This is a genomic window from Enterococcus sp. 2G9_DIV0600 (assembly GCF_002140615.1).
Taxonomy (GTDB): domain Bacteria; phylum Bacillota; class Bacilli; order Lactobacillales; family Enterococcaceae; genus Enterococcus_D; species Enterococcus_D innesii.
The window spans coordinates 1,607,681-1,633,121 of record NZ_NGLL01000001.1 but is presented as its reverse complement, the minus strand read 5'-3'; the positions used below and the strand labels follow the sequence as shown (position 1 = coordinate 1,633,121).

The following is a 25,441-nucleotide window of genomic DNA, read 5'->3' as shown; positions in this document are numbered from 1 at the left end:
TCATGAAATAGAATTTGAAAATTATCAAATATAATTGCAAATAAAAGCAGAAATCATTTCTTTCCTCGGATTGCAGGGAAGAAATGATTTCAATTAGACAAGAAGAAACAACTGCTTCTCATCTGTGACAATACTTAACAGTTATTGATCTGCCGAATGACTGCCTTCGATCGCAGCCACCATTTGAGCTTCATCCCAAACGGTAACGCCTAGGGACTGTGCTTTGGTCAGTTTGCTGCCTGCTTCTTCCCCGGCAACAACGATATCGGTCTTTTTCGACACACTTCCGGTGACTTTTCCACCAAGGTTTTCAATTCTTTCTTTGGCTTCTTCGCGGGTGAAATGACTCAATTTCCCTGTCAAAACGACTGTTTTCTCTTTAAATGGCGACTCCACTTCTTCCAATTGATCCGTTCTCAGCCCTAGATAAGCAAAGTTAACACCCGCTTTTTCAAGTTCATCTAAAAGGTCGTGAACTTCTTGATTGTCAAAATACGTAACGACACTTTCCGCAATTGTAGCACCAATGGTTTCCAACGAAATGATCTCTTCTTCTTTGGCTTTGCTAAGGGTTCGAAGGTCACCAAAATGTTCCGCTAAAATCCGAGCCGCTTTGGCACCAACATGACGAATGCCTAGCCCGAAAATCAAGCGCTCAACTGAATTTTCTTTGCTTTGATGGATGGCACGCAAAAGGTTATTAGCTGATTTCTCTTTGATTTTATCGAGGGTCAGCAATTGTTCTTCTGTTAAAAAGTACAAGTCGGCCACATCTTTGACTAAGGATTTATCGAACATTTGCTCTAAAACACGTGGCCCTAAACCATCAATATTCATAGCATTTCGGGAAACAAAGTGGCTTAACCCCTCTTTGATTTGCGCTGGACACTTCGGATTGATACAACGCAAGGCAACTTCTTCATCTAAATGGATCAGCTCACTCCCGCATTCGGGACAATGTGTAGGCGATTCAAAGGGTTGACTTGCTTCCGTGCGTTTTTCTTCCAAGACTTTCGCAACCTCTGGAATAATGTCCCCCGCCTTATAGATGATGACCGAATCGCCAATGCGAATGTCCTTCATTTTAATGAAATCTACATTATGCAAACTGGCGCGGCTGACCGTCGTTCCGGCAACCCGGACAGGGGTCATAACAGCGGTCGGTGTCACAACACCCGTTCGTCCCACGGTCCATTCGATCGTTTCGATCACTGTTTCCGCTTCTTCCGGTGGAAATTTATATGCCGCCGCCCATCGGGGTGCTTTTACGGTAAAGCCTAGCGCATCTTGATCTTTAAAATTATTGACTTTGATGACAACACCATCTATCTCGTAAGGAAGCTCACTGCGCTTGTCATGAAACTCTTCGATATATGCCCACACCTCATCGATGGTGTGGCACACTCTGCGTTCGTGATTTGTACGAAAGCCTAATTGATCTAATTCATTCAATGCCGAAAATTGATCATTGGCTTCAATTGGACCAAAATCAGCCAGTGTGTACAAGAAGGTGCTTAAGTTCCTTTGGGCTGCGATCCGTGTGTCTAATTGTCGCAAGCTTCCAGCAGCTGCGTTTCTCGGATTGGCGAAAACTTCCACCCCTTCTTCTTCTCGCTGTTGATTCAATTTCAAAAACGAAGCCTTTGGCATATAGCATTCACCACGAACTTCTAACGAGATTGGTTCTTTTAATTTTAGTGGGATCGATTTGACGGTCTTTAGGTTTTCTGTAATATTTTCACCTACCGTACCATCTCCTCGAGTTGCTCCCCGAACAAAGCGCCCTTCTTCATATTTTAATGAGATAGACAATCCATCGATTTTTAGCTCGCAGACATAATCTACCGCTTTCCCCAATACTTTTTGAACACGGGCATCAAAAGCCACGATTCCTTCTTTATCAAACACATCGTTCAAACTATAAAGTGGGATATCATGGGTGACTTTTTCAAAGCCAGGTAAAATGATGCCACCTACTCGTTGGGTAGGCGAGTCTTCGGTTACTAGCTGCGGGTAGTTGGTTTCAATTTCAACCAGTTCTGCATACAGCTGATCATAGAGATAATCTTCAACAGAAGGTTGATCTTTTACATAGTATTCGTAGGCGTACTGATTTAATTGCGTACGCAGCTCTTCTGCTCGTGATTGGATTTCTTTTGAAGGGACATCCATCCTAATATCCTCCTTATTTTTCAACTTTTTCAATCGGCGCAAAGGCCGCCAACAGTCGTTTGACGCCTTGTTGTGGGAATGCCACATCTAATTCGATGTCTTGCGCGCTGCCAGTCGTCCGAACGACCGTACCGATTCCCCATTTTTTATGTTGAACTTTCTCGCCAACTTGCCATGTATTCCCCGCTGCAGAGGTCTGTTGCTTAGAAGCGACGGTCGTTTGACGCGGCTGTGTATAGCTCGGTTTAAAGACTTTTGGTTGAAACGGTGCAGCAGCTTTAGGCTGTGAACGCTCGCCTAATGATTGCAGCAGATCTTGTTCGATTTCTTCGATAAACCGTGACGGACGATTGTATTGGGTACGGCCGTATAATGTTCTGGAAAAAGCGTTGGTCATAAAGAGCTCTTCCTCGGCACGAGTGATTCCCACATAAGCAAGGCGCCGTTCTTCTTCGAGTTCGCTTTCTTCCATTAAAGCTCGAGAAAGCGGGAAGATATTTTCTTCCAACCCAATTAAGAATACCACTGGAAACTCTAGTCCTTTTGCCGCATGCAAGGTCATCAAAGTCACTTGACTACTTTCTTCTTCATAACTATCGACGTCTGACAATAAAGCTAAGTCATTTAAGAAAACACTCAACTTCTCATCTGGTGCATCTGCATCGTCTTCGTTTTGCGCCTCAAACCGTTTGTCGAATTCTTGGGTAACCGATAAAAATTCTTCCAGGTTTTCAAGTCTAGCTTGTGCTTCTAAATTATTTTGGTTGACTAACTCTTGACGATAACCCGTTTTTTCTAATATTTCTTTCGTCAGTTCGGTTACTGAGAGGTAAGGAACCATTTGGGCGAAGTCATCCATCATCATCCCAAAGCTTCCTAATTCTTTGCCGGCCTTCCCCGAAATATTTGCTAACTCGACGTTCATGGCTGCTTCTAACAATGACCATTCATGAAGATTCGCAAACTCTCGTAGTTTCTCGACGGATGTCGCACCGATCCCACGTTTTGGTACATTGATGATTCGTTCCAAGCTGATGGAATCACGAGGATTGGCGATCGCCGATAAATAAGCCAAAATATCACGGATTTCTTTGCGGTCATAGAACTTTCTGCCGCCGACCATCGTATAAGGAACGTTGGCTTTTAAAAGCATTTCTTCAATGATCCGTGACTGGGCGTTGGTCCGATACAAAATCGCAAAATCACCGAATTTACGGTTTTTTTCTGCAATTTGTTTCTGCATTTCACTGACGATAAATCGCGCTTCATCTCGTTCACTATCCCCGCGATAATAAGTGATCTTTTCCCCATCACGATTTTCTGTCCACAGATTTTTATCTGGACGGTTGCGGTTATTTTTGATTACTTGGTTTGCCGCATTTAAAATCGTTTGCGTTGAACGATAGTTTTGCTCTAACAAAATCGTCGCGGCATCCGGATAGTCTTTTTCAAAGTCTAAAATATTTTGCATGTTGGCACCACGCCAACCGTAAATACTTTGGTCCGCATCCCCAACAACACAAAGATTTCGAAAACGAGCGGCCAATAAATTGACCAGCGTGTATTGGGCGTGGTTGGTATCTTGGTATTCATCGACATGGATATAGTGGAATTTCCGTTGGTAAAATTGCAGCGCATCTTCATTGTCTTGGAAGAGGCGGATCGTATTCATGATTAAATCATCGAAGTCCATGCATTGATTATTGCGCAGCTCTTTTTGATATTTTTCATAACAACGACCCACGATTTGCTCAAATAGACTACCTTCCATGGCTTGGTAAGCTTCAGGTGTCAATAGCTCGTTCTTTGCATGAGAGATCGTTCCCAAAATGGAACGAGGATCATATTTTTTGGGATCGATATTCAATTCTTTTAATACCCGTTTCATCAGGGTATTTTGCTCAGAAGAGTCAATGATGGTAAAATTCTTCGAATAACCGATTCGATCAACATCTCTGCGCAAGATTCTGACACACATCGAGTGGAAGGTCGAGACCCAAACGTCTTCTCCACCGGAACCTAATAATTGGCTGACCCGTTCCTTCATTTCCCGCGCCGCTTTATTGGTAAAAGTGATGGCTAAAATGTTCCATGGATTTACATTTTTTTCTTCTATTAAATAGGCGATTCGGTGGGTTAGGACACGGGTCTTCCCGCTTCCTGCCCCTGCCATCAGCAGCAACGGTCCTTCCGTATGCATAACGGCTTCTTTTTGCCGTGGATTCATGCGTTCAAGTAATTCACTTTTGGATGACATGATTTTAAACATCCTTTCTTTCTCAATCTTCTCAATTATAGCATTATCCGGGAAAGGGGAAAACCGAACGCTTTGAAAACTTTTAATTAAAAGCGCTTTGATTTTTTTCTTTACGATGCCTTCCGTTTTGAAAGAAAAAAGTCAGTCCATATTTGTTTACATAATAAAGAGGCTGTAAACTTACCAGCCTCTTTATTAGTTTTATTAATGAAAATCAGCTAAAATATTTCTCCACTAGCTTTTCATTCACATAGATCGATACTTGTCCATCATTGACCGGGAAAAGTCCTTTTCCGGTGTCATCTAAAACCACTTTCGCTTCATTATTCTTTAATATATCCACGAAGGTCTCTCCACCATGGATCGCGCTGATGGTCATTTCTTTTTCCGCTCCTTGGGCATTGGTCATCACGACCGCTAATCCAGAAAGCTCATGTTCATAATCGCCAGTTAATACCCAGCCGATACAGTTAGGATCATCAAAATAGTCCACTTGATTCCCAAATGCAAGCTTCTCTCGAAGTTTCAGCATATGGACCAAAGCATCACCAACAGGGGCGATTTCTTGCGCGGGAATCCCAAATAAATCCCCCCAGAAAACTACGGGTACGCCATCTTTACGTAAAAGGATCAATGAATAGGCATGGACTTTAAACCATCCGTCTATCCAAGATTGTAAACTTTGTCCGACTTGCGTATCATGATTGTCTACAAAAGTCACCGCATAATCTTCGCGCGCGGCAGTCAGTGTACCGGCAAAAATTTGACTCATATCATATTCGCCATTCGAGTGAGATGCTTCATATAAATTATAGTGCAAAGGCACATCGAATAAATAAATCAGATTTCCTGAAGAATCTAAATACTCTTCTAATTTTGGCAGATCCCCTGACCAATATTCTCCGACAACAAATAGTGGTTTGCCTTTTTCTTCCCGACGATTCAAGATCCAATCTGCGTAATAGTTGAACTCAATGTGTTTCACCGCATCTAGTCGATACCCATCAACGCCGGTCAGTTCTTGGTACCATTGGCCCCATTTATTGAGTTGTTCCACTGTTTCGGGATTTTCCATGTCCAAGTCACAACCCATTAAATAGTCGTAATTGCCCATCTCATCATCCACTTGGTTTTCCCAGCCCTTATCAGCGAAGTTAAAAATCCCGTGGTCTTTGTTGCGGTCATCATAATCGACACCAGAAAAATTATGCCACGTCCAAACGTAATCATTGTACGTCCCCTGACGTCCTGGGAAGGTGAACTTGGTCCAGGCTTCGATTTCTTCCTCATCACTGATCGGTTCATTCCGGTTTTCGGTATTGTATTTGACCGCCGGAACGACTTCTTTTTCATCGGCACCAATCAAGTGATTGAAGACGATGTCGGCATAAACCTCTACTCCTTGTTCTTGCAGTGCTTTGATAGCTTCTAGATATTCATCCTTTGTCCCATATTTTGTTGGCACCGACCCCTTTTGATCGAACTCGCCTAGATCATAATAATCATAGACACCATACCCAACGTCTTTGGACCCAGCTGTCCCTTTATAGGCAGGTGGCAGCCAAATTGCGGTAAATCCATACTCTTTGATTTCTTTACTCATTTCTTTCAATTTGTTCCAATGCTGGCTATCTGCCGGCAGGTCCCATTCGAACCCTTGTAAAATGACTTTGTTATTCATTTATTTATCCCCCCTTACTTCAATTAAGCCAAATAATAGTAAAAGTTGTCAAATATAAGGATAGCGATCAAATCAAAATGACGGTTATCATGACCGTTTATGACCGATTATAATTATTCACGCTTACATTATGAATGTTTTTTACTGTTTGTGATTGATTTTGAATGAATCATATGGTATTATGGCAAGTGAAGAGGTGATGAAAATGCTTACAGAGGAGCGTCATCAAGCAATTTTGGCACGATTGGAACAAGAAGAGATCGTCAAGGTCAGTGAACTGATTCAACTGTTGGATGCTTCAGAATCAACGATCCGCAGAGACCTGCAAGAATTGGAAGACAAAGGATTTTTAGTCAGAATTCACGGTGGAGCCAAGAAAAGCCAGCAATTAGGCTTCGAACCAAACATGTCAGAAAAAACGGCGAAGTTTCAAACGGAAAAGCAAAAAATTGCAAAAGCAGCTGCCCAGACGATCAAAAATGGTGAAGTCATTTACTTAGATGCTGGAACAACGACCCTCGAAATGATTCCTTTCCTATCGGCTATCACAAGCCTTAAGGTGGTCACAAACTCCGTCAAGCACGCTTCCCTACTGATTGATCACGGGATCGACACCATGATTTTAGGGGGAACCATTAAGATAGCTACGAACGCTGTGTTAGGGATCAATGCTGGAGAACAACTGCGAAAACTACGCTTTAATCGTTGTTTTATGGGAATGAACGGGGCTCACTCTGAGGCTGGGTTCACCACACCCGATCCTGAAGAAGCCCTGATCAAGCAGATTGCATTAGAGCACAGTCAACAAGCCTATGTCTTGCTAGACCATTCCAAATTTCAGCAAACAACTTTTGCTCAAGTTGCCTTTATCGAAGGGGCTACGATCATCACCGATTATTGCCCAAAAAACTATCTAACGAAATTCAGAGCAAAAACAACCATTATGGAGGTAATACAATGATTTACACAGTAACACTCAATCCATCAATCGATTTTATCGTCCACGTCGATCATTTGGAGATCGGCGCCCTTAATCGAATGAAACAGGACTTTAAACTACCTGGTGGCAAAGGAATCAATGTCTCACGGATTTTGAAGCGAATTGGCATCTCCTCGACTGCCCTTGGTTTTGTTGGCGGATTTACTGGTCGCTTTATTGAAGAGTGGCTGACTAAAGAGGAAATCAACAGCAACTTTACACAAGTCGCTGCCGATACCCGAATCAATATCAAATTAAAATCTGGCGAAGAAACTGAGATCAACGGGCTTGGTCCAGTGATCAGTGACAAGGAAATCGGAGAACTAAAACAACAACTAGCCGCTCTTTCTGCCGAAGACATCGTCATCCTATCAGGAAGTAAACCAGCTGGTCTTCCAGCCGACTTTTATAAAGAATTGATCAAAATCGTTAAAGAAGCCGGTGCGGAATTTGTCATAGATACGACCGGTGCGGAACTTTTTGATGCTTTAACGGATCAACCTTTGTTGATCAAACCAAATAATCATGAATTAGCCGAACTATATGAAACTTCTTTTTCAACAATCGAAGATATTTTGCCTTATGGTCAAAAAATGTTAAAGGATGGTGCTAAAAATGTCATCGTCTCTCTAGGTGGTGATGGTGCCCTGCTCTTTACTGGCAATGAGATCTATCGCTCCAACGTGTTGAAACGACCTTTGAAAAATTCAGTTGGTGCTGGAGATTCCATGATTGCTGGATTCATTGGACGTTACGCGAAGACCAAAGATGTGGTTGACGCATTCAAATGGGGTGTCGCTTGTGGCAGTGCTACTGCTTTTTCTGATGATTTAGCTGAGGCGTCATTTATCGAAGAACTACTACCGGAAGTCATTATTGAACAAGTAAATTTATAGGAGGATGGAAAAAATGAAAATCAACGAGTTGATGCTGAAAGATGCCATGATCATGGACTTGCAAGCAACAGACAAAAAAGGTGCCATTGATGAAATGGTCGCAAAATTATATGCTGTCGGACGAATTTCAGATATCGAAGTCTACAAAGAAGGAATTCTTGCCCGAGAAGCCCAAACGTCAACAGGGCTAGGTGACGGTATCGCAATGCCCCATGCCAAAAATAGTGCGGTCAAAGAAGCGACGGTCTTATTCGCAAAAAGCAATGCGGGTGTCGACTATGAGGCGTTAGATGGACAACCAACATACCTCTTCTTTATGATTGCAGCACCAGAAGGAGCAAATGATACTCATTTACAAGCATTAGCAGCTCTCTCTCGCTTATTGATCGATCCAGATTTCGTTGCTAAATTAAAAACAGCGACAACTGCTGATCAAGTACAGCAACTTTTCTCAGAAGCTGAGGCACAGCAAGAAGCCGATGCTTTAGCAGAAGAAGCGGCAAACCAAGAAGCAGCACCTACTAGCGAACGTCCCTATATCGTCGCAGTTACAGCTTGCCCAACAGGGATCGCCCATACCTACATGGCAGAAGATGCTTTGAAAAAGAAAGCCAAAGAACTTGGCGTTGACATCAAAGTTGAAACAAATGGTTCAGAAGGAATCAAAAATCGTCTAACAGAAGCTGATATCGCCCGAGCTACTGGTGTGATCGTAGCTGCCGATAAAAAAGTTGAAATGGATCGCTTTGACGGCAAACATTTAGTAAACCGTCCAGTCAGCGATGGTATCCGTAAAACCGAGCAATTAATCAATGAAGCAATGAGCGGAACTGCTCCTGTTTTTCATGGTAGCGGCCAAGCTTCTGATAAAGAGGACGCTTCTGCTGATGGTTCAGTCGGTCAACGAATCTATAAAGATTTGATGAATGGTGTTTCTCACATGCTACCATTTGTTATTGCCGGTGGAATCATGATCGCTATTTCCTTCATGGTTGACCAGTTCATGGGTGTCCCTCAAGATGCCTTGAGTCAATTAGGAAACTACAACCAAGCAGCTTCTTGGTTCAATCAAATCGGTAGCGCGGCATTTGGTTTTATGCTACCTGTCTTAGCTGGATTTATCGCTTCAAGTATCAGTGACCGACCTGGATTGATCGTCGGTTTCGCAGCAGGTGCTTTAGCAAATACAGGTGGTGCTGGTTTCTTAGGTGCCTTGATCGGCGGTTTCCTAGCTGGTTACGTCATCAAATTCTTACGTTCATTATTCAAAGGCTTACCAAAATCATTAGAAGGAATCAAAACGATCCTCTTCTACCCTGTTTTCGGTCTTTTGATCACTGGTTTCTTGATGTTATTGATCAACGTGCCAATGAAAGCCATCAACGATGGTTTAAACAGCTTCCTGACCGGCTTAAGTGGCACAAATGCTGCTTTGCTTGGTGCGTTGCTAGCAGCGATGATGGCAGCCGATCTAGGTGGCCCAATCAATAAAGCCGCTTATGTTTTCGGTACTGCAACATTGGCAACCACCGTTGCTGAAGGTGGTAGCGTCGTGATGGCATCAGTAATGGCCGGCGGAATGGTTCCTCCATTGGCAATTTTTGTCGCAACACTATTGTTCAAAAACAAATTCACGAAAGACCAAAAAGAAGCAGGTTTGACAAATATCGTCATGGGGCTATCCTTCGTCACTGAAGGTGCGATCCCATTTGCAGCAGCAGATCCACTACGGGCGATCCCAAGCTTTATCGTCGGTTCTGCACTGACTGGTGCGCTTGTCGGTGCCTTTGATATCCAATTAATGGCCCCACACGGTGGGATCTTCGTTGTCCTATTATTATCTAAACCAATTTTATTCTTGCTATTCATCTTGATCGGTGCAATCGTTTCTGGCGTCGTATTCGGTTTGTTGAAAAAAGCGCCTGAGCAAACAGCCTAATTGAAAAGACCCGCAAGATCCTGGTGATCTTGCGGGTCTTTTTCATTCTTGATTGGTAAAGAGCTGCTGTTCGACTAGCTTTTGGGTATTCATAAAATATACTCGTAGTTTTTTCCCATCCTTCTTTAGGTTAACCCACGTATATTTGCGCGTGCGGTGCAAATACCCAAAATGAACATCCGGCATCGCTGCTTTCAATCCGTCTATCGGCAGCTCCTTCAAGGCTGTTTCTGGTAAATAAAATTGTAAGCAAGCCGTGTAGTCTTTAAAGCGATCCTCTGAGTAATCAATTTCGAGGTGATTCCGGATATAAAAGGCATATGCCTCGACCCCATCATCTACAGTCAATTCCGGTTTTAATACGATATAATCCATCATGCGCAACCGCTCTTGATCAATCCAAGGAAAATATGCTTGTGCATTCAAGTAACCTTTTACCCGACGCTCCTGGTACTCTTCATTCACCAGGTCGAAGCTTCGAGTGACGAAATGTGTCGCGTTACGCTTAGTTGTCGGCTGCATCCGATCATTTTGGTATTGGATGGTTTGGATCAAGTGATCGCCAAAGGCGTATTCAATATATGGTTCTCTTAAAATACCGACGCCGTTATCCCATGTCAATTGATCAATCCCAGTTTGATCACGAAACAAACGCTGGTAAGAAAGATTCAACTCGTGATCCCACTGAAATGGATCGCGATACAATTCCACCATCACGATTCCTTGATCTCTCACTTGGACTTGCTCAACTTGTTGCGCATCCGTAATGATCACCTGAGGAATGATATGCGCGTAGAATGCCGAAAAGTACATTCGCCAGCAAGAGGTCAGTGTATAGCCATTGTAAAAGACGTCGTAACCAGAAAACTGATTGCAGTCGATGACGATTTCTTGTTCAAAATTTTTCCGCTTCGGTAACGCGTTGATTTCAGCAATCGATTGAAAAATTTGTCTTTTCTCGATTCGCTCGACGTTATGCATCAAGTACTCGTCATATGAACGCAAATAGCCGAACAAGCCATCTCTTTGCATCGTTTCATCGAAGTAACTTAAAATAACTGGTTTTTGCGTGGAAAATACGTCTTTTGTAAATAGATGTCGTTGCAACACTGCTTCTTGAATGACATGGATACTGGACTCATTTTGGCCATCCGTCACAATAATTTCTGTATTGATTTCTTCAGGGGCATTATGCAACAACCGACTGATTTCATTAAAATCGTAAGGTTTCTTTTCTTGCTGATTGTAGTAATATTCCGTCGGCTGATAGCTAAGACGAACCAAAGTGAACCAATTCTCAATCAACAAACGCAACTGTGATGCTTCCATTTGTGTCGATTGTAGAAAGCCATAGATTTTTTCAGTTTTGATCATCGCTATCCCTCTTTTCTATCCCCTTTCTTTAATTATAGTAAAGGGAGAAACGATTGAACACTATTTCGCTTTTTTTTGATGAAATCTCAGACCTTTCGTGGTAAACTAAAGGCGCTTGGAGGTGAACCTATGGGCTTAAAATTCCAACGAGAAGACTCGCTAGATAAAATGCTTGATGATTTTGCCTTTCTTCCCGATAACGATAAGGACAATAAAAAGGAACAAAACGATATTGAACGTTTCTTAAAAAACGAACCTGATGATGAGAAAAAAAAACAAACAAAAGATAGTAAGAAAGCAGACTAATAAAAAAGGCAAAGGACGCTTCCCTCCCTTGCCTTTTTACTTATGCGAATAGAAAATGAGCCACTGAGTCTACTTAAATGCAACAATCAGAATTGGCATCTAACGATTTCCTTATAGCTCTTCATACATCATGCTTTGACGTAAGCGCACTAAGCCAATGGTCAACAAGCAGAGAATAAGGAAGACGGCTGCTAAGATCGTCATCACGAAGATCACCACAAAAATCGGTGAATTTGTAAAATGAATCATTGGTTCAAAGATAGTGGTCTTGATCAAGTCAGGGATCTTCGAGGCTAAGAGTTGTTGAATCGCTTGGTTAAAATCTTCCGTGGTTGAATTTGATGGCAAAACAGCCATAAAACTCCCCACACCGTAATTGGCAACCCCAATCCACGCAATTGCGACATTTGCTAAAGCGAGCCAGCCAATGCCAAGATTACCGACAACAATCGAGCCGACAGCAAGATTGCCAATCCCAACTAAAAAGCCAAAACAGAGGTTCCCTATTGCAATAACACCGGTGCTGACTGTCCCAATCCCTACCATTCCGAAGGACAATAAGCCAATCGATAAAAAACCTAAGCTGACAATTCCCAAAGCAATAACCCCTTTGGCTTTGACACCAAGGCTAAACCAGCCGCTGGCAGTTGGTAACTCTTTTATCAGAACAAAAAACTCTCGAACACTCGTCACTTGATTCAGCAATAAGAATAAATTGGGAATCAAAATGTGCATTAACGGAAGCCGCAGAACCATCCGTTCACTTTTGTATTCATAATAATAGGTTTCTTTCTTTTCTTTTAGTAACTCTTCCACTGGTGTCCCTAGTAAATCGGCTAGATGAACCAATGTCTCGATATCTGGCAATCCATTCCCTCGTTCCCATTTTGAAATGGCCTTATCAGAAACAAATAACCTTGCAGCTAATTCCTTCTGAGTTAAGTTATGCCTTGATCGATACTCTTTTAGTTTTTTACTCAGTGTTTCATGCATTCGACCACACCTCCTTGTTACAAGTTTAACAAATAACAAGGAGATTTTCGCTAAAATTGGGCAAATTTAGCACTCTACGCTGCGTAGAGTAGCATAAATCAGCTAATTTCCACTATAAAATGCGAAAAACCGAAGCAAGGGACTTCTTTGCTTCGGTTTCCGAATTAATAATTATTTTATTGCTGCTTCAATCGCTTTCCATGCTTCTTCTTTTCCTTGTTTGGTAATAGAAGAAAATAGGATAAACGTATCTGCTGGATCAAAGGACAACGCTTTTTTGATCATACTCTCGTGCTTGTTCCATTTTCCACGAGGAATTTTATCTGCTTTGGTAGCAACCACGATCACCGGGATCTCATAATACTTTAAAAATTCATACATTTGAATATCTTCTTGGGAAGGTGCGTGACGTAAATCAACCAAAGATACTACTGCTCGCAGCTGCTCTCTTTGTTCGAGGTACGTTTCAATCATTTTCCCCCATTTCGCTCGCTCGGTTTTCGATACTTTTGCATAGCCATAGCCAGGGACATCGACAAAATGCAGCGTATTTTCAATCAAATAAAAGTTCAACGTTTGGGTCTTCCCCGGTTTTGACGAGGTACGGGCTAAGTTTTTACGGTTAATCAATGTATTGATAAAGGATGATTTACCGACATTGGAACGCCCTGCTAAGGCAATCTCCGGTAAGGGTGTGTCTGGGTATTGTGCTGGTGATACAGCACTGATGACGATCTCAGCATCATGTACTTTCATTGGATCGCTCCTTTTCATTTTTTTCAAAAAGAAAGCCGGATAGCAATGAAACTATCCGACTTGGTCTCGATTAGACTGCTTTTTTGGTCTCTTCATTGTAAATGATTTTTGGTTCGCCAAGTCCTTTCGCAGCTTCTTCCGTAATAGTGACTTTTTGAATCGACTCATCAGAAGGAACATTGAACATGACTTCCATCATAATATTTTCGATGATCGAACGTAATCCACGAGCTCCGGTGTTTCGCTCAATTGCTTGCGCAGCAATCGCACGTAAAGCCTCTGGCTCAAATTCGAGTTCTGTATCATCTAATGCCATCAATTTTTGATATTGTTTGACAAGGGCATTTTTAGGTTCAGTCAAAATATGCACTAAATCATCTACCGTCAATTTCTCTAAAGCAGCCATCACTGGCAAGCGACCGATAAATTCAGGGATCAAACCGAATTTAAGCAAGTCTTCAGGAATGATCTGTTGCATCACGCTCTCGCCTTCTTCAAGACGTTTGTTGTTTGTACCAAATCCAATAGTTTTTTCACCTAAGCGGTTTTTAACAATTGTTTCGATCCCGTCAAACGCCCCACCAACGATAAAGAGAATATTGGTCGTATCGATTTGGATCATCTCTTGATGCGGATGTTTCCGTCCACCTTGAGGCGGCACACTAGCAGTGGTTCCTTCTAGGATCTTCAATAAAGCTTGCTGAACACCTTCACCAGAGACATCACGAGTAATCGATACGTTTTCACTCTTACGGGCGATTTTATCGATCTCATCAATATAGATAATCCCTTTTTCGGCCATCTCTACATTATAATCAGCAGCTTGTAACAGTTTCAAAAGAATGTTTTCCACATCTTCACCGACATAGCCGGCTTCTGTCAAACTAGTTGCATCAGCGATTGCAAATGGCACATTCAGAGAACGTGCTAACGTTTGTGCTAAGAATGTTTTCCCTGAACCCGTTGGTCCAATCAAGCAAATATTGCTTTTTTGTAATTCTACATCTTCAGCTGTCGTTTCTACATTGACCCGTTTGTAGTGATTGTAAACCGCTACAGCCAATGTTCGTTTGGCACGATCTTGTCCAATCACATATTCATTGAGAACATTCAATAGTTCTTGCGGTTTCGGCACTTCAGTAAATTCCCGAACTGCTTCTTCGTAAAACTCTTCATCAATGATTTCTTTGCACAAATCGATGCATTCATTACAGATATAGACCCCAGGACCTGCAACGATCTTTTTCACCTCTTCTTGTGTTTTTCCACAAAAAGAACAACGAACAGCTTCATTACCGTTTGTATTATCGTACATACTGTTCACCCCTTGAAAATTTTCCAACCTATTTAAAGGAGTGGAATTTGGTTTACTAACTTTGCAGTCTTAAACAATCATATCATAACTTTTTTGAAAGAAAAAGTTCTTTTTACTTTGCCTAATGTTTTCTTATCATTTGTTAGTAATTCCCAAAACCTCCATTTTTACTCCCATGAAAAAACGGCAAACACCGGTAGATGTTCGCCGCTTTTAAGAGTTTTGCTTACGCTTCTTTTGCAGTACCTGTTACAAGTTCAACTGCTTTTTTCATTGTGATATCATGTTTCAACATGTCTTCTGTTAAGACGCGTTTGATTTGATCCACTGGCATGTTGTAAGCTTCAGAAAGTTCTTTGATTTCGTTTTCGATATCTTCTTCTGTTGCTTCCAAACCTTCTGCTTTAGCGATTGCTTCGATGACAAGGTTTGTTTTCACGCGTGTTTCTGCTTCGCCTTCGAATTGTGTGTGAAGATCAGCTTCAGTTGATCCAGTTAATTGATAGTACATTTCTGGTGAGATTCCTTGACGTTGCATGTTGTTTAAGAATTCATCCATTGAACGGTGAACTTCGTCATGCACCATTGAATGTGGTAATTCAACGATTTCTGCGTTTTCAACTGCTTGACGGATTGCAGCTTCGTCTTTTGCATCTTCTGCTGCTTTTTCTTTTGTTTCTGTCAATTCAGCACGGTATTTTTCTTTTAATTCAGCTAATGATTCAACGCTGTCATCAACGTCTTTTGCGAATTCATCATCTAATTCAGGAAGTTCTTTTGCTTTGACTTCATGAACCGTTACTTTGAAGACTGCTTCTTTACCAGCTAGATCTTCTGCTTGGTAATCTTCTGGGAAAGTCACGGTAACGTCTTTGCTATCGCCAGCTTTTGTTCCCACTAATTGTTCTTCAAAGCCAGGGATGAATGAGTTTGAGCCAAGTTCAAGTGAGTAGTTTTCACCTTTGCCGCCTTCAAATGTTTCTTCCCCTAAGAAGCCTTCAAAGTCGATAACGACTGTGTCGCCATTTTCAGCTGCTTCGTCTTCTTTGATAACTAATTCAGCTTGTGCTTCTTGTTCACGTTTGATGCGTGCATCCACGTCTTCTTCTGTTACTTCACGGTCTTGTTTTTCAACTGTTAATTCTTTGTAATCACCAAGTTTAACTTCAGGTTTTACAGTAACTTCTGCTTTGATTACCCAATCTTGGCCTTTTTCCATGCTGTCAACGTCGATTTTTGGTTGCGCAACAGGATCGATCCCTGCTTCTTTTACAGCAGCTTCATAAGCTTCTGGAAGAACAGCGTTCAATGCATCTTCATACAACGCTTCTTCGCCATACATACGGTTAAATACTTGGCGTGACACTTTTCCTTTACGGAAGCCAGGTACGTTAAGATTGCCTTTCACTTTATTGAATGCAGTCGTCAAGCCTTTTTGGATTTCTGCTTGAGCGATCGTAAATGTCAAAACACCATCATTGGTGCCTGTTTTTTCCCATTTTGCAGTCATTTATTTCCCTCCGAATATTAATTGATTTACATATGAAATAGCTTCATGCATACCTTTAAATAGTACACTAACGTTGTTTAATTGTAAACATTTTACCATGAAAGTTGCGAATTTTTCTTTCAGCGAATGCTCAATCGTAGGATATTGCGCAAGTGTCGTTTGCGCTCTTCTATTTCATTCGCTGCTTTTGGCTGTTCTTTTTCTTCAAATAACCCGCGATAATCTGCAACGTAGCTTGCCACCCACGCTTTTGCCTCTTCTTTTGCTGGTAAAAATGGGTAGCTGATAGCTAAATGATCATTGATTTCTGCTGAGACACTTTCTGCTAAAATCGGATCCTCTTGGGCGATCGTTTCGTCAATCTCTTTCTTGATCGCCTTAACAGCGTCATCCTCTTGCAAAAGTTTCACCTTTTTCGGAACGATCTGCTGCATATTCCCAAGGTAATCGATCAGTTCAAATGGTTCGTCTACTTCTAAACGCACCAGCTCATCCACTAATTTAGGCAGTAAATACGGATTTTTGATGGAAGCCAGCGTTTCATGCATCAGCGTGACAAATTGTGGTTTGGTAATGGCTTGGGTAAAAACGTGCCATTCTGTTGCACTCACCGGTTGATTGGCTTCATCCAGTGCACGTAGATGCTTGCGTTTCCCATGAAAATCTTCCAGCCCTAAAATTTGCTGCACTTCTTCTACTTTAGCTAATTCAGTTGCTAACTGTTCCTGATAGCGGCTTGCAATTTTTGTTTTTTTACCTAATGTAAGCCAGCGCCGAGCTTTTAAATACTGTCCATCCAAGATCAGCAGATGACCAATTTGTAAATACCCATCGGTTTCTTTTAGATAGTCATCCAAATAGTCTTCCGCCAGATCTAACGCTTTGGCAAAATCATTCAGCTGCTGCAGACATTCCACAAGCCATTGATTGATCTCAAAACTGGCATTTTTTTGATAGAGTTCATTGTACAGGCGAAAAGCTTGCAAAAACTCTTTTGACTGGTAGGCTTTTTCTGCCGCCAGACGAAGCCGTTCATTTGGTCCTGGGAAATCAATCGTCTCACCCATTCACGATCCCTCCTTTACTACTTGCTTGATCTGCTGGTTAGTTCTGTGCACCAACCATTACATGATTGGCATCTACCTGTTTATTAAAGGCTTTGATCAGATTGATGGTCACCACACTGGTTTCTGCAAAATAATCCGCAGCCTGCTGCTTATTTTTATTAAAAATGATTGGCAGGTAACCGAGATAAAAGAAAACATTGAATTGCAGCACATAGCGCCCGCAAAGTTCGCGGATCAAGACCGTTTGCCAGCTAAGTTCTTCTTCGACGAAAGAAATAACGCGGATGCCAAAAAGCATTTTCCCAATTGTTTGACCATGATTCAGCTTCGTCATCAGAACAAAATAGCCGAGATAGATCGCTAAGGCACAGATGTTGTAAAGGCCAAACCGCTGGTTAGTTGCCGTTAGATTCGCTAGATTATAGATACTGCCGATCGTTATTTGCGTGATTGCCCGAATCACTAGAAGATCCACTAAAAAAGCAAACAGACGGATCCAAAAACCGGCAAAAAAGTAACTAGGAAAGTCATTAAAGAACCGTTTGTCTTCGGTCTGTTTTTCAGGTTCTTCAAAATGTTGCCACGCTTTTTGTCTTTCTTCGATCTCGCTTTGGGTATACTCTTCTTCTTGAAAAGACGTCAAGACTTGTTGATAAAAATCATCGGGATGGTTTACTTGTCCGTTTCTCATCGCTTTGCTAGCATTTACTGGTTCGGTTGTTTCTGAAACCTGTGCTTCAGTTGGCACATCCGTTTGACCGGTTGCCGGTGTGGAGGGTTCCCGCTGTTCCCTTTGATCGAATGGCATACTTTTGTGATTGTCATCCGTTGACGATGCGCCAGCGGAAAACTTGTTTTTCTCTGTCATAGTTATTCACCTCCATAGTAATAAAGAGGTTTAGGAGCATCGCTGGTTCCAAGGCTTTCCATCAATTGGATCACTCGCTCTGTGTTTGATTCTTTTAACCCTTGCAGTTCGGCTAAACTTGAACCTAACCAAGTAGAAGCAAATCCAGTAGATGAAACGTCATAGCTGAAAATCTCGGCATCTTCCAAGCCTAGATCTGCTTGCATTGCTGCTAATGTATCTTCAGGAAAGCCGATTTCATCCACTAAGCCAACAGACACTGCTTGCTGACCATCATAGATGCGGCCATCAGCGATCTTTCTGACAGCTTCTTCTGTCATGCCACGTCCTTCTGCTACGATTTTAACGAACCGACCATAGGCATTGTCGACATAGGTTTGCAAGACTTCTTTGTCGGCTTCTGTTGGTTCTCTCGTTGCTGAACCTACATCTTTTAGTGCACCACTTTTATACGTATTGTCTTCGATCCCTAGCTTTTCGAATAAGCCGGCATAGTTGAGCCCTGACATGATCACCCCGATTGAACCGGTAATCGTTTCATCCGTTGCAAAAATTTTATCAGCACCTGCCGAGATATAATAACCGCCACTGGCTGCCATATTTTTCATGCTGACATACATCGGAATCCCTAACTCTTTGATTTTTGCTAACTCACGAGCGATCTCCGCACTTTCATAGACGCCGCCTCCAGGGGTATTGACTTCCATCAAAATGCCCCCAATAGTTGGATCTTCTTGGATCATCCGTAGTTCTTCTAAAAACCGCTGATGATCATAAGATTCCGTTGTAAATAAACCGCCGCTGGAGCTGCTGGCGATCGTTCCTTCTAAAGATAAGCGAACGATGCGATTGTCTTGATCTCCGGCAACTAATGTTGTCTCTTCGATCGCATTACTTCCATAGAACAAAGCATTTAACCCTTGCAGCGTCTGAGTTTCCTCTTGCTCTGGACGATTTGTAATTGCTGAAAAAATCCCCGAGCAGATAAATAACCCTGCTGCGATCGCCACTGCGATCCATCTTCTTTTATTCATTTTCCCACCTAACTTTTCACCTTTCCCATAATTAGTATAGATTTTTAATGACGATCACTGCTTCTTCGTCTCCAACCGCATCAAATTTTCCACTTTTTTCAGCTAACACATAGCCACCAAAAAATTCCTTTGTTAGTTCATCCTGGACTTCGAATGTTTGCGCGGTTTCAACGGTGACTGACCCGGGCAAAATTTCTTGCAAGCTGTCCCAGCCCGTATCCAACATGACCTTTGTTTCATCTGTGACATTAGGATCTGTTTCTATCGAAGCTACCATTTTCTTTAGCTCTGAAAAAGTCATACAATTTACAAATTCTGGCATTTCATTCCCTCACTTTCTTACTTTTTTATTGTATCGAACTTAAAAAAAAAAGCATAGCTTTATGAGGAAATTTCTTGGGAATCTTATTCGACAAAGCTATGTCAGCTGTTTTGATTCCCTTTAGACAGGTTCAAATCAGCCTTACCAATAACTATACCAATTATTTTTATATAACTTTCAGTTGACAGAAACAGGAATAGATATTATGATATTGCTTGTATTTCTATAAAATATCTCACAAGGAGGATAGATAGACCAATAAGGATAGCGCCTGATCTGGAAACAGATGACGAGGAAAGAGTTTATCGAAACATTCGGCGGATGACTCTAGGGACTGCACTCTACAGGCAAGAACAAATCTCATCGCAAGATGATGACAAAGACTTGCTACGCAGATAGAAATACATAATGTCAAACTAAATTTTTTGAAAGTAGGATTATCATTATGTGTGGAATTGTAGGAATCGTAGGAAAATCAAATGCAGAACGGATTATTTTGAACGGATTGGAACGCTTGGAATATCGTGGCTATGACTCAGCAGGTCTTTATGTCGCTGATCGCACTTCAGATCATTTAGTGAAAGCACAAGGAAGAATCAAAAACTTGGAAGAAAAAGTGACTTCTGAAGTAACAGGAACGATCGGTATCGGACATACCCGCTGGGCGACCCATGGCAAACCATCAGAAATGAATGCTCATCCTCACACTTCAGCAAACCAAGCACTCGTTTTGGTTCATAACGGTGTGATCGAAAACTTTGAAGAGCTTCATCAAGAATATTTAAGCAACCACCAGTTTGAAGGTCAAACAGATACCGAAATCGTTGTTCATTTGATTGAAGTGTTGAAAGAGCAAGACAACAGCACGACCAAAGCAGCCTTCAAAAAAGCTTTGTCCTTGATTCGCGGCTCTTATGCCTTTGCTTTAGTCGAAAAAAATGATCCAGAAACCATTTATGTTGCCAAAAACAAAAGTCCTTTATTGATCGGTTTGGGAGATGGATTTAATGTCATCTGTAGTGATGCCTTAGCAATGCTTGATCAAACGACTCATTTTGTTGAGATCGAAGATGGCGAAATGGTGACCGTAACCGCCGATGGGATCGAAATTGAAGATCCAAAAGGAAACCTTGTGTACCGTGAATCTTATGAAGCACAACTAGATCTGACTGACATCGAAAAAGGAACGTACCCTTACTACATGTTAAAAGAAATCGATGATCAACCAACTGTGATGCGCCGCTTGATCCAAGAATATCAAGGAGAATCCGGTGAAGTAGTGATCGATCCAGCGTTAAAAAACGAACTTTTAGCGAGCGATCGGATCTACATCATTGCTTGTGGTACCAGCAATCATGCTGGCTGGGCAGCAAAATCCATTTTAGAAAAACTAACACAGATCCCTGTTGAGGTTCACTTATCTAGTGAGTTTGGCTACAACATGCCATTGTTGTCAGCAAAACCCTTCTTCTTGTTCTTATCACAAAGTGGTGAAACGGCAGATAGCCGTCAAGTATTAGTGACGATCAACCAGTTAGGTCTTCCTAGTCTGACGATTACCAACGTTGCTGGTTCTACTCTTTCTCGAGAAGCGAACCATACCTTGTTGCTTCATGCTGGTCCAGAAATCGCTGTTGCCTCTACAAAGGCGTATACTGCACAGATCGCAGTGATGACGTTATTAGCAAAAGCCATTGGTGATGAAAAAGCCGTCGCTGAAGCATTGGACTTTGATGTCTTCCATGAACTAAGCATCGTTGCTTCTGCAATGGAAGCTCTAGTAGATGAAAAAGCTGTTATTAGTCAATTTGCTGAAGATTTCTTATCTGATACCCGCAACGCCTTTTATATTGGTCGTGGGAATGATTACTATGTATCGATGGAAGCGGCATTGAAATTAAAAGAAATTTCTTATATCCAAGCGGAAGGTTTTGCGGCTGGTGAATTAAAACACGGCACCATCGCGTTGATCGAAGAAGGTACACCAGTGATCGGTGTGATCACGGAAGAAGTGACCGGCTCTCATACGCGAGGCAATTTAAAAGAAGTCGAATCTCGTGGGGCTCATACCCTTGTGATCGTTAGCCAAGAATTAGCAAAAGCGACCGATCAAATCATCTTGCCAAACGTCCACCCATTGGTAACCAGCTTAGTGGCAGTCGTTCCAACGCAACTGCTAGCATACTTTGCTACTTTACAACGTGGATTCGATGTTGATAAACCAAGAAACTTAGCAAAATCCGTTACGGTCGAATAAGTTTTTTAAAAGATCAAAAGCAAATTGATTAGACTCTACAAAATAAAAAGACCGGCTAAGAGGATCTCTCGATCTTACTTAGCCGGTCTTTTTCCCTTATCGCTTGCCCAATAAATACAAAAAGACTTTTAAAAAACTAGCTCCACTTGTTGAAACCGCGACTTACCTTAAATGAGCACCCTTTATTCCGGTGATAATTAGGACGATCCTTTTTCACTTTTTTCTGATTAGCAACTGAAAAAAAGACGATCAAAGCTTTCCTCTGATCGTCTTTTTTTCGTTTAATTATTCCGCACCGATTTCTTCTCGAACGACCGCTGCGATTTTTTCTACATAATAGTCAACTTTTTCAATCGTTGGCGCTTCCGCCATCACCCGAAGCAATGGTTCTGTTCCGGAAGGACGAACTAAGATGCGGCCTTCACCGTTCATTTCTGCTTCTGTCTCTTCTACGATTTTACGGATTGCAGGAACATCCATCGCACCATTCTTATCGGTCACTCGAATGTTGACCAGCTTTTGTGGATAGATCGTTACTTCTCCTGCTAATTCAGACAATTTTTTCCCTGTCTGTTTCATGATATTCAATAGTTGGATCCCTGAAAGTAAGCCGTCTCCGGTCGTATTAAAATCTAAGAAAATCATATGCCCAGATTGCTCGCCACCGAAATTATAATCATTTTTACGCATTTCTTCTACGACATAGCGATCACCAACTTGTGTGATCACATCTTTCAAACCAATGGCTTCGACTGCTTTATGGAAGCCTAAGTTACTCATGACCGTCGTAACGATCGTTCCTTGGTTCAAGCGTTTTTGTTCTGCTAAATATTTTGCACAGATATACATAATTTTATCGCCATCAACAATGTTCCCTAATTCATCAACTGCAATGACCCGATCACCATCTCCATCAAACGCAAGACCAGCATCTGCACCTTTTTCAACGACGAACTCAGCTAATGCTTCGGGGTGCGTTGAACCAACACCATCATTGATGTTCAATCCGTCTGGGGAAGTACCCATCGTGAAGAATTCTGTTTCTAGATCGGCAAACAGTCGATTGACACTGGTAGCTGTTGCGCCATTTGCTGCATCAACGCAAACCGTGATCCCTTCCAAATCGTCAGGAATCGTTTGACGTAGAAATTGAGAGTATTTCAATAACCCTTCTGGGAACTCATCCACCGTTCCTAAGCCATCAGCAGAAGGTCGCGGAAGTGTGTCTTCAGGCGCATCAAGCAATGCTTCAATTTCAGCTTCTTGTTCATCAACTAATTTAAAGCCATCATTTCCGAAGAACTTGATCCCATTGTCTTGTGCGGGATTGTGAGAAGCAGAAATCATTACACCTGCGCTTGCTTTTTGTACTTTCGTCAAGTAAGCCACTCCCGGTGTGGAAATAACACCTAGCTGGAATACTTCGATCCCAACGGATAATAGACCAGCAATCAATGCGCTTTCTAACATCTGTCCAGAAATCCGTGTGTCCCGCCCAACCAATACGCGAGGACGACGGTCGCCGGTTTCGTGCTGACTTAGTACATAGCCGCCATAACGACCCAATTTAAATGCTAATTCAGGTGTCAACTCCTTATTCGCTTCTCCTCTAACACCATCTGTACCAAAATATTTTCCCATTTTAATAACCTCTCTTATTCATTCTCTACAGTCAAACGACTAAGGACTACTTGTCGTTGTGCTGCTTGCGGAATTCTCTGTTTGCTCGTTTGTCGTGTCGACTGCCGAAGAATTATCTTGAGAATTCTCACTATTCTCTGCTTCATTGCTATCATTGTTTGATTGATTCTCCGTAGTAGTTTGTGCAACTGGTGTGATTTGGATCGTCACGACCGTCGGATTAATCGTCGTCCCATCAGGCACTGGAATGGTTACTGTCCGTTCCGTCGTTGTCGTGATTTCACTAACGTCCACCGGCACACCAATCTGCTGTGTTTCATCCAAGATACTTTGTGGTCCTGTCAAAACGGCACTAATACTGCTCATGCGGTAGATATAATGGGAGACCCCTTCTGGTGTTGTCCCTTGTTGCGTAACAAACAACTCAATTTCTTTACTTGGTGCTTCCATCATCAAGGCAACATCTACCGAATCAGGGTCAGCGATGATCGCTAGTGGATTGTTGTCACTATCCCATGCTTCGATCGTTCCACTGACAGTGATTGAATCACCTGTGATATCATCGGGATTGACGATTGCTACCACTCGGTCGATTTCCGCTAACGTTTGATCGCCGGTCGTGATTTCTACTTTCTGCGGATCGACACTCATTGAATCGACGCCGTAGCCGCTGGTTGCTCCGTCTGTGGAGATGACGGGTTCAACGGTAAAGGTTTGGGTGACTTTTTTCTCGATCGTCACAGTGACTGTTTTTGGTTCGATTTCAGCTGTGACACTTGAACTAAGATTTTTTACTTCTAAAGGGACCTCGTGCGTTCCTTCATCGAGACCAGTCAAATCAGCTACGACTCGAAAGCTCCGTGTTTCCTCACTACGTTCCGCATTCAATTGTACACGATTTCGACTAGATAAGGTCACATCCACTGTTGTTTCAAATCCTTGGATGAAGTATTCATCCGTATCGTAGGTGGTCTGAATCGGTACATTATCGATCTCTTCCTCATAAGGATTTGATGTTCCCGCAAGATTGACTTGCAGACTTGATCCGCTGGCGATGAAAAACAGAACCAGACTAAAGAACAGCGCTAGTATACCATAAAATACGTTTTGACGACGCTCTTTCTTGATCATTTTCTTCCTCCTTTGTTGACCCCTTCAAAGAAAGATTGCAGCAAGTTGCGTTTACCAGGTTTTTCTTCCGGCACTAATTCGCGATTCAACACGTCAAGATACTCTTGGCGAGAAAGTTCGGTCAACATGCGATTATTTAGCGTAATACTAACATCACCGGTTTCTTCTGAGACGATAATAGTCAATGCGTCACTGACTTCTGAAATCCCGACAGCCGCTCTATGGCGTGTCCCGAATTCTTTCGGAATCAGCGGACTTTCCGACAATGGCAAGTAGGCACTAGCAACAGCGATCTTATCATCTCTTAAAATGACTGCGCCATCATGAAGCGGTGTATTGGGAATAAAAATATTGATCAGCAATTCACCCGTCACATCCGCATCTAAAGGAATCCCGGTTTCGATATATTCTTCTAATCCCGTCGTCCGCTCGATCGTGATCAACGCACCGATCTTTCGTTTTGCCATATATTGAACAGCTTTGTCTAACGCTTGGACCAAAACTTCATCTCGTCGTTTTTCATTCTTAGAAGTCTTGAAGAAAGAGCTGCGTCCTAGATGCTCTAACCCTCGTCGAATTTCTGGTTGGAAAATAACAATTGCAGCAATCACACCATAAGTGATGACTTGATCCATCAACCAAGATAGCGTCTTTAATCCTACAATACCTGCCAAAAACCTTAGAACAATGAACAGGCCGACTCCTTTGAACAACTGGATCGCTTTTGTGCCTCGCACAAGCTGGATCAACTTATAAACCAAGTACCAAACAACGATCACGTCTAAAACATTTACTAAAAATGACCAAGAAAATATATCAAATGAGAGCAATTCTCTCCAATAATCTAAATTAAAAAAATCCCTGAAATTTATCAACATAAACAGCCTTCCTTTATTCTTAAGACTTCAGATAATAGTATAACACAGGACTTCTTCAAAGATTT

The 25,441-nt window shown here is 42.1% G+C and carries 20 protein-coding genes; 5 read left to right on the top strand and 15 right to left on the bottom strand.

Annotation, left to right across the window (positions count from 1 at the left end; translation table 11 throughout):
- Positions 1-141 precede the first annotated feature (141 nt).
- From ligA to A5870_RS07710, 3 genes are all read right to left on the bottom strand, one after another.
- A complete protein-coding gene (ligA, locus tag A5870_RS07720; RefSeq protein ID WP_086292310.1) occupies positions 142-2,172 on the bottom strand; it encodes an NAD-dependent DNA ligase LigA in 2,031 nt (676 codons plus the stop codon).
- Positions 2,173-2,185: 13 nt separating this feature from the next.
- Positions 2,186-4,429 (bottom strand): DNA helicase PcrA, encoded by a 2,244-nt coding sequence (gene pcrA, locus A5870_RS07715; RefSeq protein ID WP_086292309.1) that lies wholly within the window; start codon positions 4,427-4,429, stop codon positions 2,186-2,188.
- Between the two features lie 214 nt (positions 4,430-4,643).
- Positions 4,644-6,110: an alpha-amylase gene (locus A5870_RS07710; RefSeq protein ID WP_086292308.1), complete on the bottom strand. Its 1,467-nt coding sequence runs from the start codon at positions 6,108-6,110 to the stop codon at positions 4,644-4,646.
- Positions 6,111-6,315: 205 nt separating this feature from the next.
- Between A5870_RS07710 and A5870_RS07705 the strand changes: the two genes are divergently transcribed.
- From A5870_RS07705 to A5870_RS07695, 3 genes are read left to right on the top strand one after another with little or no spacing between them, the layout of a single operon-like run.
- Complete coding sequence (locus A5870_RS07705) at positions 6,316-7,071, top strand: DeoR/GlpR family DNA-binding transcription regulator (protein ID WP_086292307.1); 756 nt, start codon at positions 6,316-6,318, stop codon at positions 7,069-7,071.
- Complete coding sequence (pfkB, locus tag A5870_RS07700) at positions 7,068-7,985, top strand: 1-phosphofructokinase (RefSeq protein WP_086292306.1); 918 nt, start codon at positions 7,068-7,070, stop codon at positions 7,983-7,985. The genes A5870_RS07705 and pfkB overlap by 4 nt, the downstream gene beginning before the upstream one ends.
- 13 nt (positions 7,986-7,998) lie before the next feature.
- The gene (locus tag A5870_RS07695; RefSeq protein ID WP_086292305.1) at positions 7,999-9,924 is read left to right on the top strand and encodes a PTS fructose transporter subunit IIABC; all 1,926 of its coding nucleotides are present in this window, start codon (positions 7,999-8,001) and stop codon (positions 9,922-9,924) included.
- Positions 9,925-9,966: 42 nt separating this feature from the next.
- Here the strand turns inward: A5870_RS07695 and A5870_RS07690 are convergent, their stop codons facing one another.
- Complete coding sequence (locus A5870_RS07690) at positions 9,967-11,298, bottom strand: hypothetical protein (RefSeq protein ID WP_086292304.1); 1,332 nt, start codon at positions 11,296-11,298, stop codon at positions 9,967-9,969.
- A 129-nt stretch (positions 11,299-11,427) separates the two neighbouring features.
- On the opposite strand from A5870_RS07690, the gene A5870_RS17310 reads away from it, so the two are divergent.
- Positions 11,428-11,604 carry an SPJ_0845 family protein gene (locus A5870_RS17310; RefSeq protein ID WP_170924099.1) on the top strand — a complete coding sequence of 59 codons (177 nt, stop codon included), beginning with the start codon at positions 11,428-11,430 and terminating at the stop codon, positions 11,602-11,604.
- A 111-nt stretch (positions 11,605-11,715) separates the two neighbouring features.
- Here the strand turns inward: A5870_RS17310 and A5870_RS07685 are convergent, their stop codons facing one another.
- From A5870_RS07685 to A5870_RS07650, 8 genes are all read right to left on the bottom strand, one after another.
- A complete protein-coding gene (locus A5870_RS07685) occupies positions 11,716-12,597 on the bottom strand; it encodes a helix-turn-helix domain-containing protein (RefSeq protein ID WP_086292303.1) in 882 nt (293 codons plus the stop codon).
- A 171-nt stretch (positions 12,598-12,768) separates the two neighbouring features.
- Positions 12,769-13,353: a ribosome biogenesis GTP-binding protein YihA/YsxC gene (yihA, locus tag A5870_RS07680; RefSeq protein WP_077454549.1), complete on the bottom strand. Its 585-nt coding sequence runs from the start codon at positions 13,351-13,353 to the stop codon at positions 12,769-12,771.
- Positions 13,354-13,423: 70 nt separating this feature from the next.
- Positions 13,424-14,668, bottom strand: coding sequence for an ATP-dependent Clp protease ATP-binding subunit ClpX (clpX, locus tag A5870_RS07675; RefSeq protein ID WP_005235713.1), 1,245 nt, complete (start codon positions 14,666-14,668; stop codon positions 13,424-13,426).
- A 226-nt stretch (positions 14,669-14,894) separates the two neighbouring features.
- A complete protein-coding gene (tig, locus tag A5870_RS07670; protein WP_005225965.1) occupies positions 14,895-16,178 on the bottom strand; it encodes a trigger factor in 1,284 nt (427 codons plus the stop codon).
- Positions 16,179-16,297: 119 nt separating this feature from the next.
- Positions 16,298-17,245 (bottom strand): hypothetical protein, encoded by a 948-nt coding sequence (locus A5870_RS07665; RefSeq protein WP_086292302.1) that lies wholly within the window; start codon positions 17,243-17,245, stop codon positions 16,298-16,300.
- Between the two features lie 37 nt (positions 17,246-17,282).
- Positions 17,283-18,113 (bottom strand): RDD family protein, encoded by an 831-nt coding sequence (locus A5870_RS07660; RefSeq protein WP_086292301.1) that lies wholly within the window; start codon positions 18,111-18,113, stop codon positions 17,283-17,285.
- Between the two features lie 2 nt (positions 18,114-18,115).
- Complete coding sequence (sppA, locus tag A5870_RS07655) at positions 18,116-19,147, bottom strand: signal peptide peptidase SppA (RefSeq protein ID WP_086292300.1); 1,032 nt, start codon at positions 19,145-19,147, stop codon at positions 18,116-18,118.
- 31 nt (positions 19,148-19,178) lie between these two features.
- Positions 19,179-19,469, bottom strand: coding sequence for a hypothetical protein (locus tag A5870_RS07650; RefSeq protein WP_086292299.1), 291 nt, complete (start codon positions 19,467-19,469; stop codon positions 19,179-19,181).
- 445 nt (positions 19,470-19,914) lie between these two features.
- Here A5870_RS07650 and glmS point away from each other — a divergent pair, with 445 nt between their 5' ends.
- Positions 19,915-21,726, top strand: coding sequence for a glutamine--fructose-6-phosphate transaminase (isomerizing) (gene glmS, locus A5870_RS07645; protein WP_086292298.1), 1,812 nt, complete (start codon positions 19,915-19,917; stop codon positions 21,724-21,726).
- A 285-nt stretch (positions 21,727-22,011) separates the two neighbouring features.
- On the opposite strand, the gene glmM is transcribed toward glmS, so the two are convergent.
- The 3 genes from glmM to cdaA are packed head-to-tail and all read right to left on the bottom strand — an operon-like array spanning position 22,012 to position 25,376.
- Complete coding sequence (gene glmM, locus A5870_RS07640) at positions 22,012-23,367, bottom strand: phosphoglucosamine mutase (protein ID WP_077454554.1); 1,356 nt, start codon at positions 23,365-23,367, stop codon at positions 22,012-22,014.
- A gap of 39 nt (positions 23,368-23,406) precedes the next feature.
- Complete coding sequence (locus tag A5870_RS07635) at positions 23,407-24,498, bottom strand: CdaR family protein (protein WP_077454555.1); 1,092 nt, start codon at positions 24,496-24,498, stop codon at positions 23,407-23,409.
- Positions 24,495-25,376, bottom strand: coding sequence for a diadenylate cyclase CdaA (cdaA, locus tag A5870_RS07630; RefSeq protein WP_005235688.1), 882 nt, complete (start codon positions 25,374-25,376; stop codon positions 24,495-24,497). Before cdaA ends, A5870_RS07635 begins: the two co-directional genes overlap by 4 nt.
- Positions 25,377-25,441: the final 65 nt, after the last annotated feature.

Bases quoted from the DNA above. Each gene is read 5' to 3' on its own strand.
- ligA (WP_086292310.1), bottom strand. From the start codon at position 2,172: ATGGATGTCCCTTCAAAAGAAATCCAATCACGAGCAGAAGAGCTGCGT.
- pcrA (WP_086292309.1), bottom strand. From the start codon at position 4,429: ATGTCATCCAAAAGTGAATTACTTGAACGCATGAATCCACGGCAAAAA.
- A5870_RS07710 (WP_086292308.1), bottom strand. From the start codon at position 6,110: ATGAATAACAAAGTCATTTTACAAGGGTTCGAATGGGACCTGCCGGCA.
- A5870_RS07705 (WP_086292307.1), top strand. From the start codon at position 6,316: ATGCTTACAGAGGAGCGTCATCAAGCAATTTTGGCACGATTGGAACAA.
- pfkB (WP_086292306.1), top strand. From the start codon at position 7,068: ATGATTTACACAGTAACACTCAATCCATCAATCGATTTTATCGTCCAC.
- A5870_RS07695 (WP_086292305.1), top strand. From the start codon at position 7,999: ATGAAAATCAACGAGTTGATGCTGAAAGATGCCATGATCATGGACTTG.
- A5870_RS07690 (WP_086292304.1), bottom strand. From the start codon at position 11,298: ATGATCAAAACTGAAAAAATCTATGGCTTTCTACAATCGACACAAATG.
- A5870_RS17310 (WP_170924099.1), top strand. From the start codon at position 11,428: ATGGGCTTAAAATTCCAACGAGAAGACTCGCTAGATAAAATGCTTGAT.
- A5870_RS07685 (WP_086292303.1), bottom strand. From the start codon at position 12,597: ATGCATGAAACACTGAGTAAAAAACTAAAAGAGTATCGATCAAGGCAT.
- yihA (WP_077454549.1), bottom strand. From the start codon at position 13,353: ATGAAAGTACATGATGCTGAGATCGTCATCAGTGCTGTATCACCAGCA.
- clpX (WP_005235713.1), bottom strand. From the start codon at position 14,668: ATGTACGATAATACAAACGGTAATGAAGCTGTTCGTTGTTCTTTTTGT.
- tig (WP_005225965.1), bottom strand. From the start codon at position 16,178: ATGACTGCAAAATGGGAAAAAACAGGCACCAATGATGGTGTTTTGACA.
- A5870_RS07665 (WP_086292302.1), bottom strand. From the start codon at position 17,245: ATGGGTGAGACGATTGATTTCCCAGGACCAAATGAACGGCTTCGTCTG.
- A5870_RS07660 (WP_086292301.1), bottom strand. From the start codon at position 18,113: ATGACAGAGAAAAACAAGTTTTCCGCTGGCGCATCGTCAACGGATGAC.
- sppA (WP_086292300.1), bottom strand. From the start codon at position 19,147: ATGAATAAAAGAAGATGGATCGCAGTGGCGATCGCAGCAGGGTTATTT.
- A5870_RS07650 (WP_086292299.1), bottom strand. From the start codon at position 19,469: ATGCCAGAATTTGTAAATTGTATGACTTTTTCAGAGCTAAAGAAAATG.
- glmS (WP_086292298.1), top strand. From the start codon at position 19,915: ATGTGTGGAATTGTAGGAATCGTAGGAAAATCAAATGCAGAACGGATT.
- glmM (WP_077454554.1), bottom strand. From the start codon at position 23,367: ATGGGAAAATATTTTGGTACAGATGGTGTTAGAGGAGAAGCGAATAAG.
- A5870_RS07635 (WP_077454555.1), bottom strand. From the start codon at position 24,498: ATGATCAAGAAAGAGCGTCGTCAAAACGTATTTTATGGTATACTAGCG.
- cdaA (WP_005235688.1), bottom strand. From the start codon at position 25,376: ATGTTGATAAATTTCAGGGATTTTTTTAATTTAGATTATTGGAGAGAA.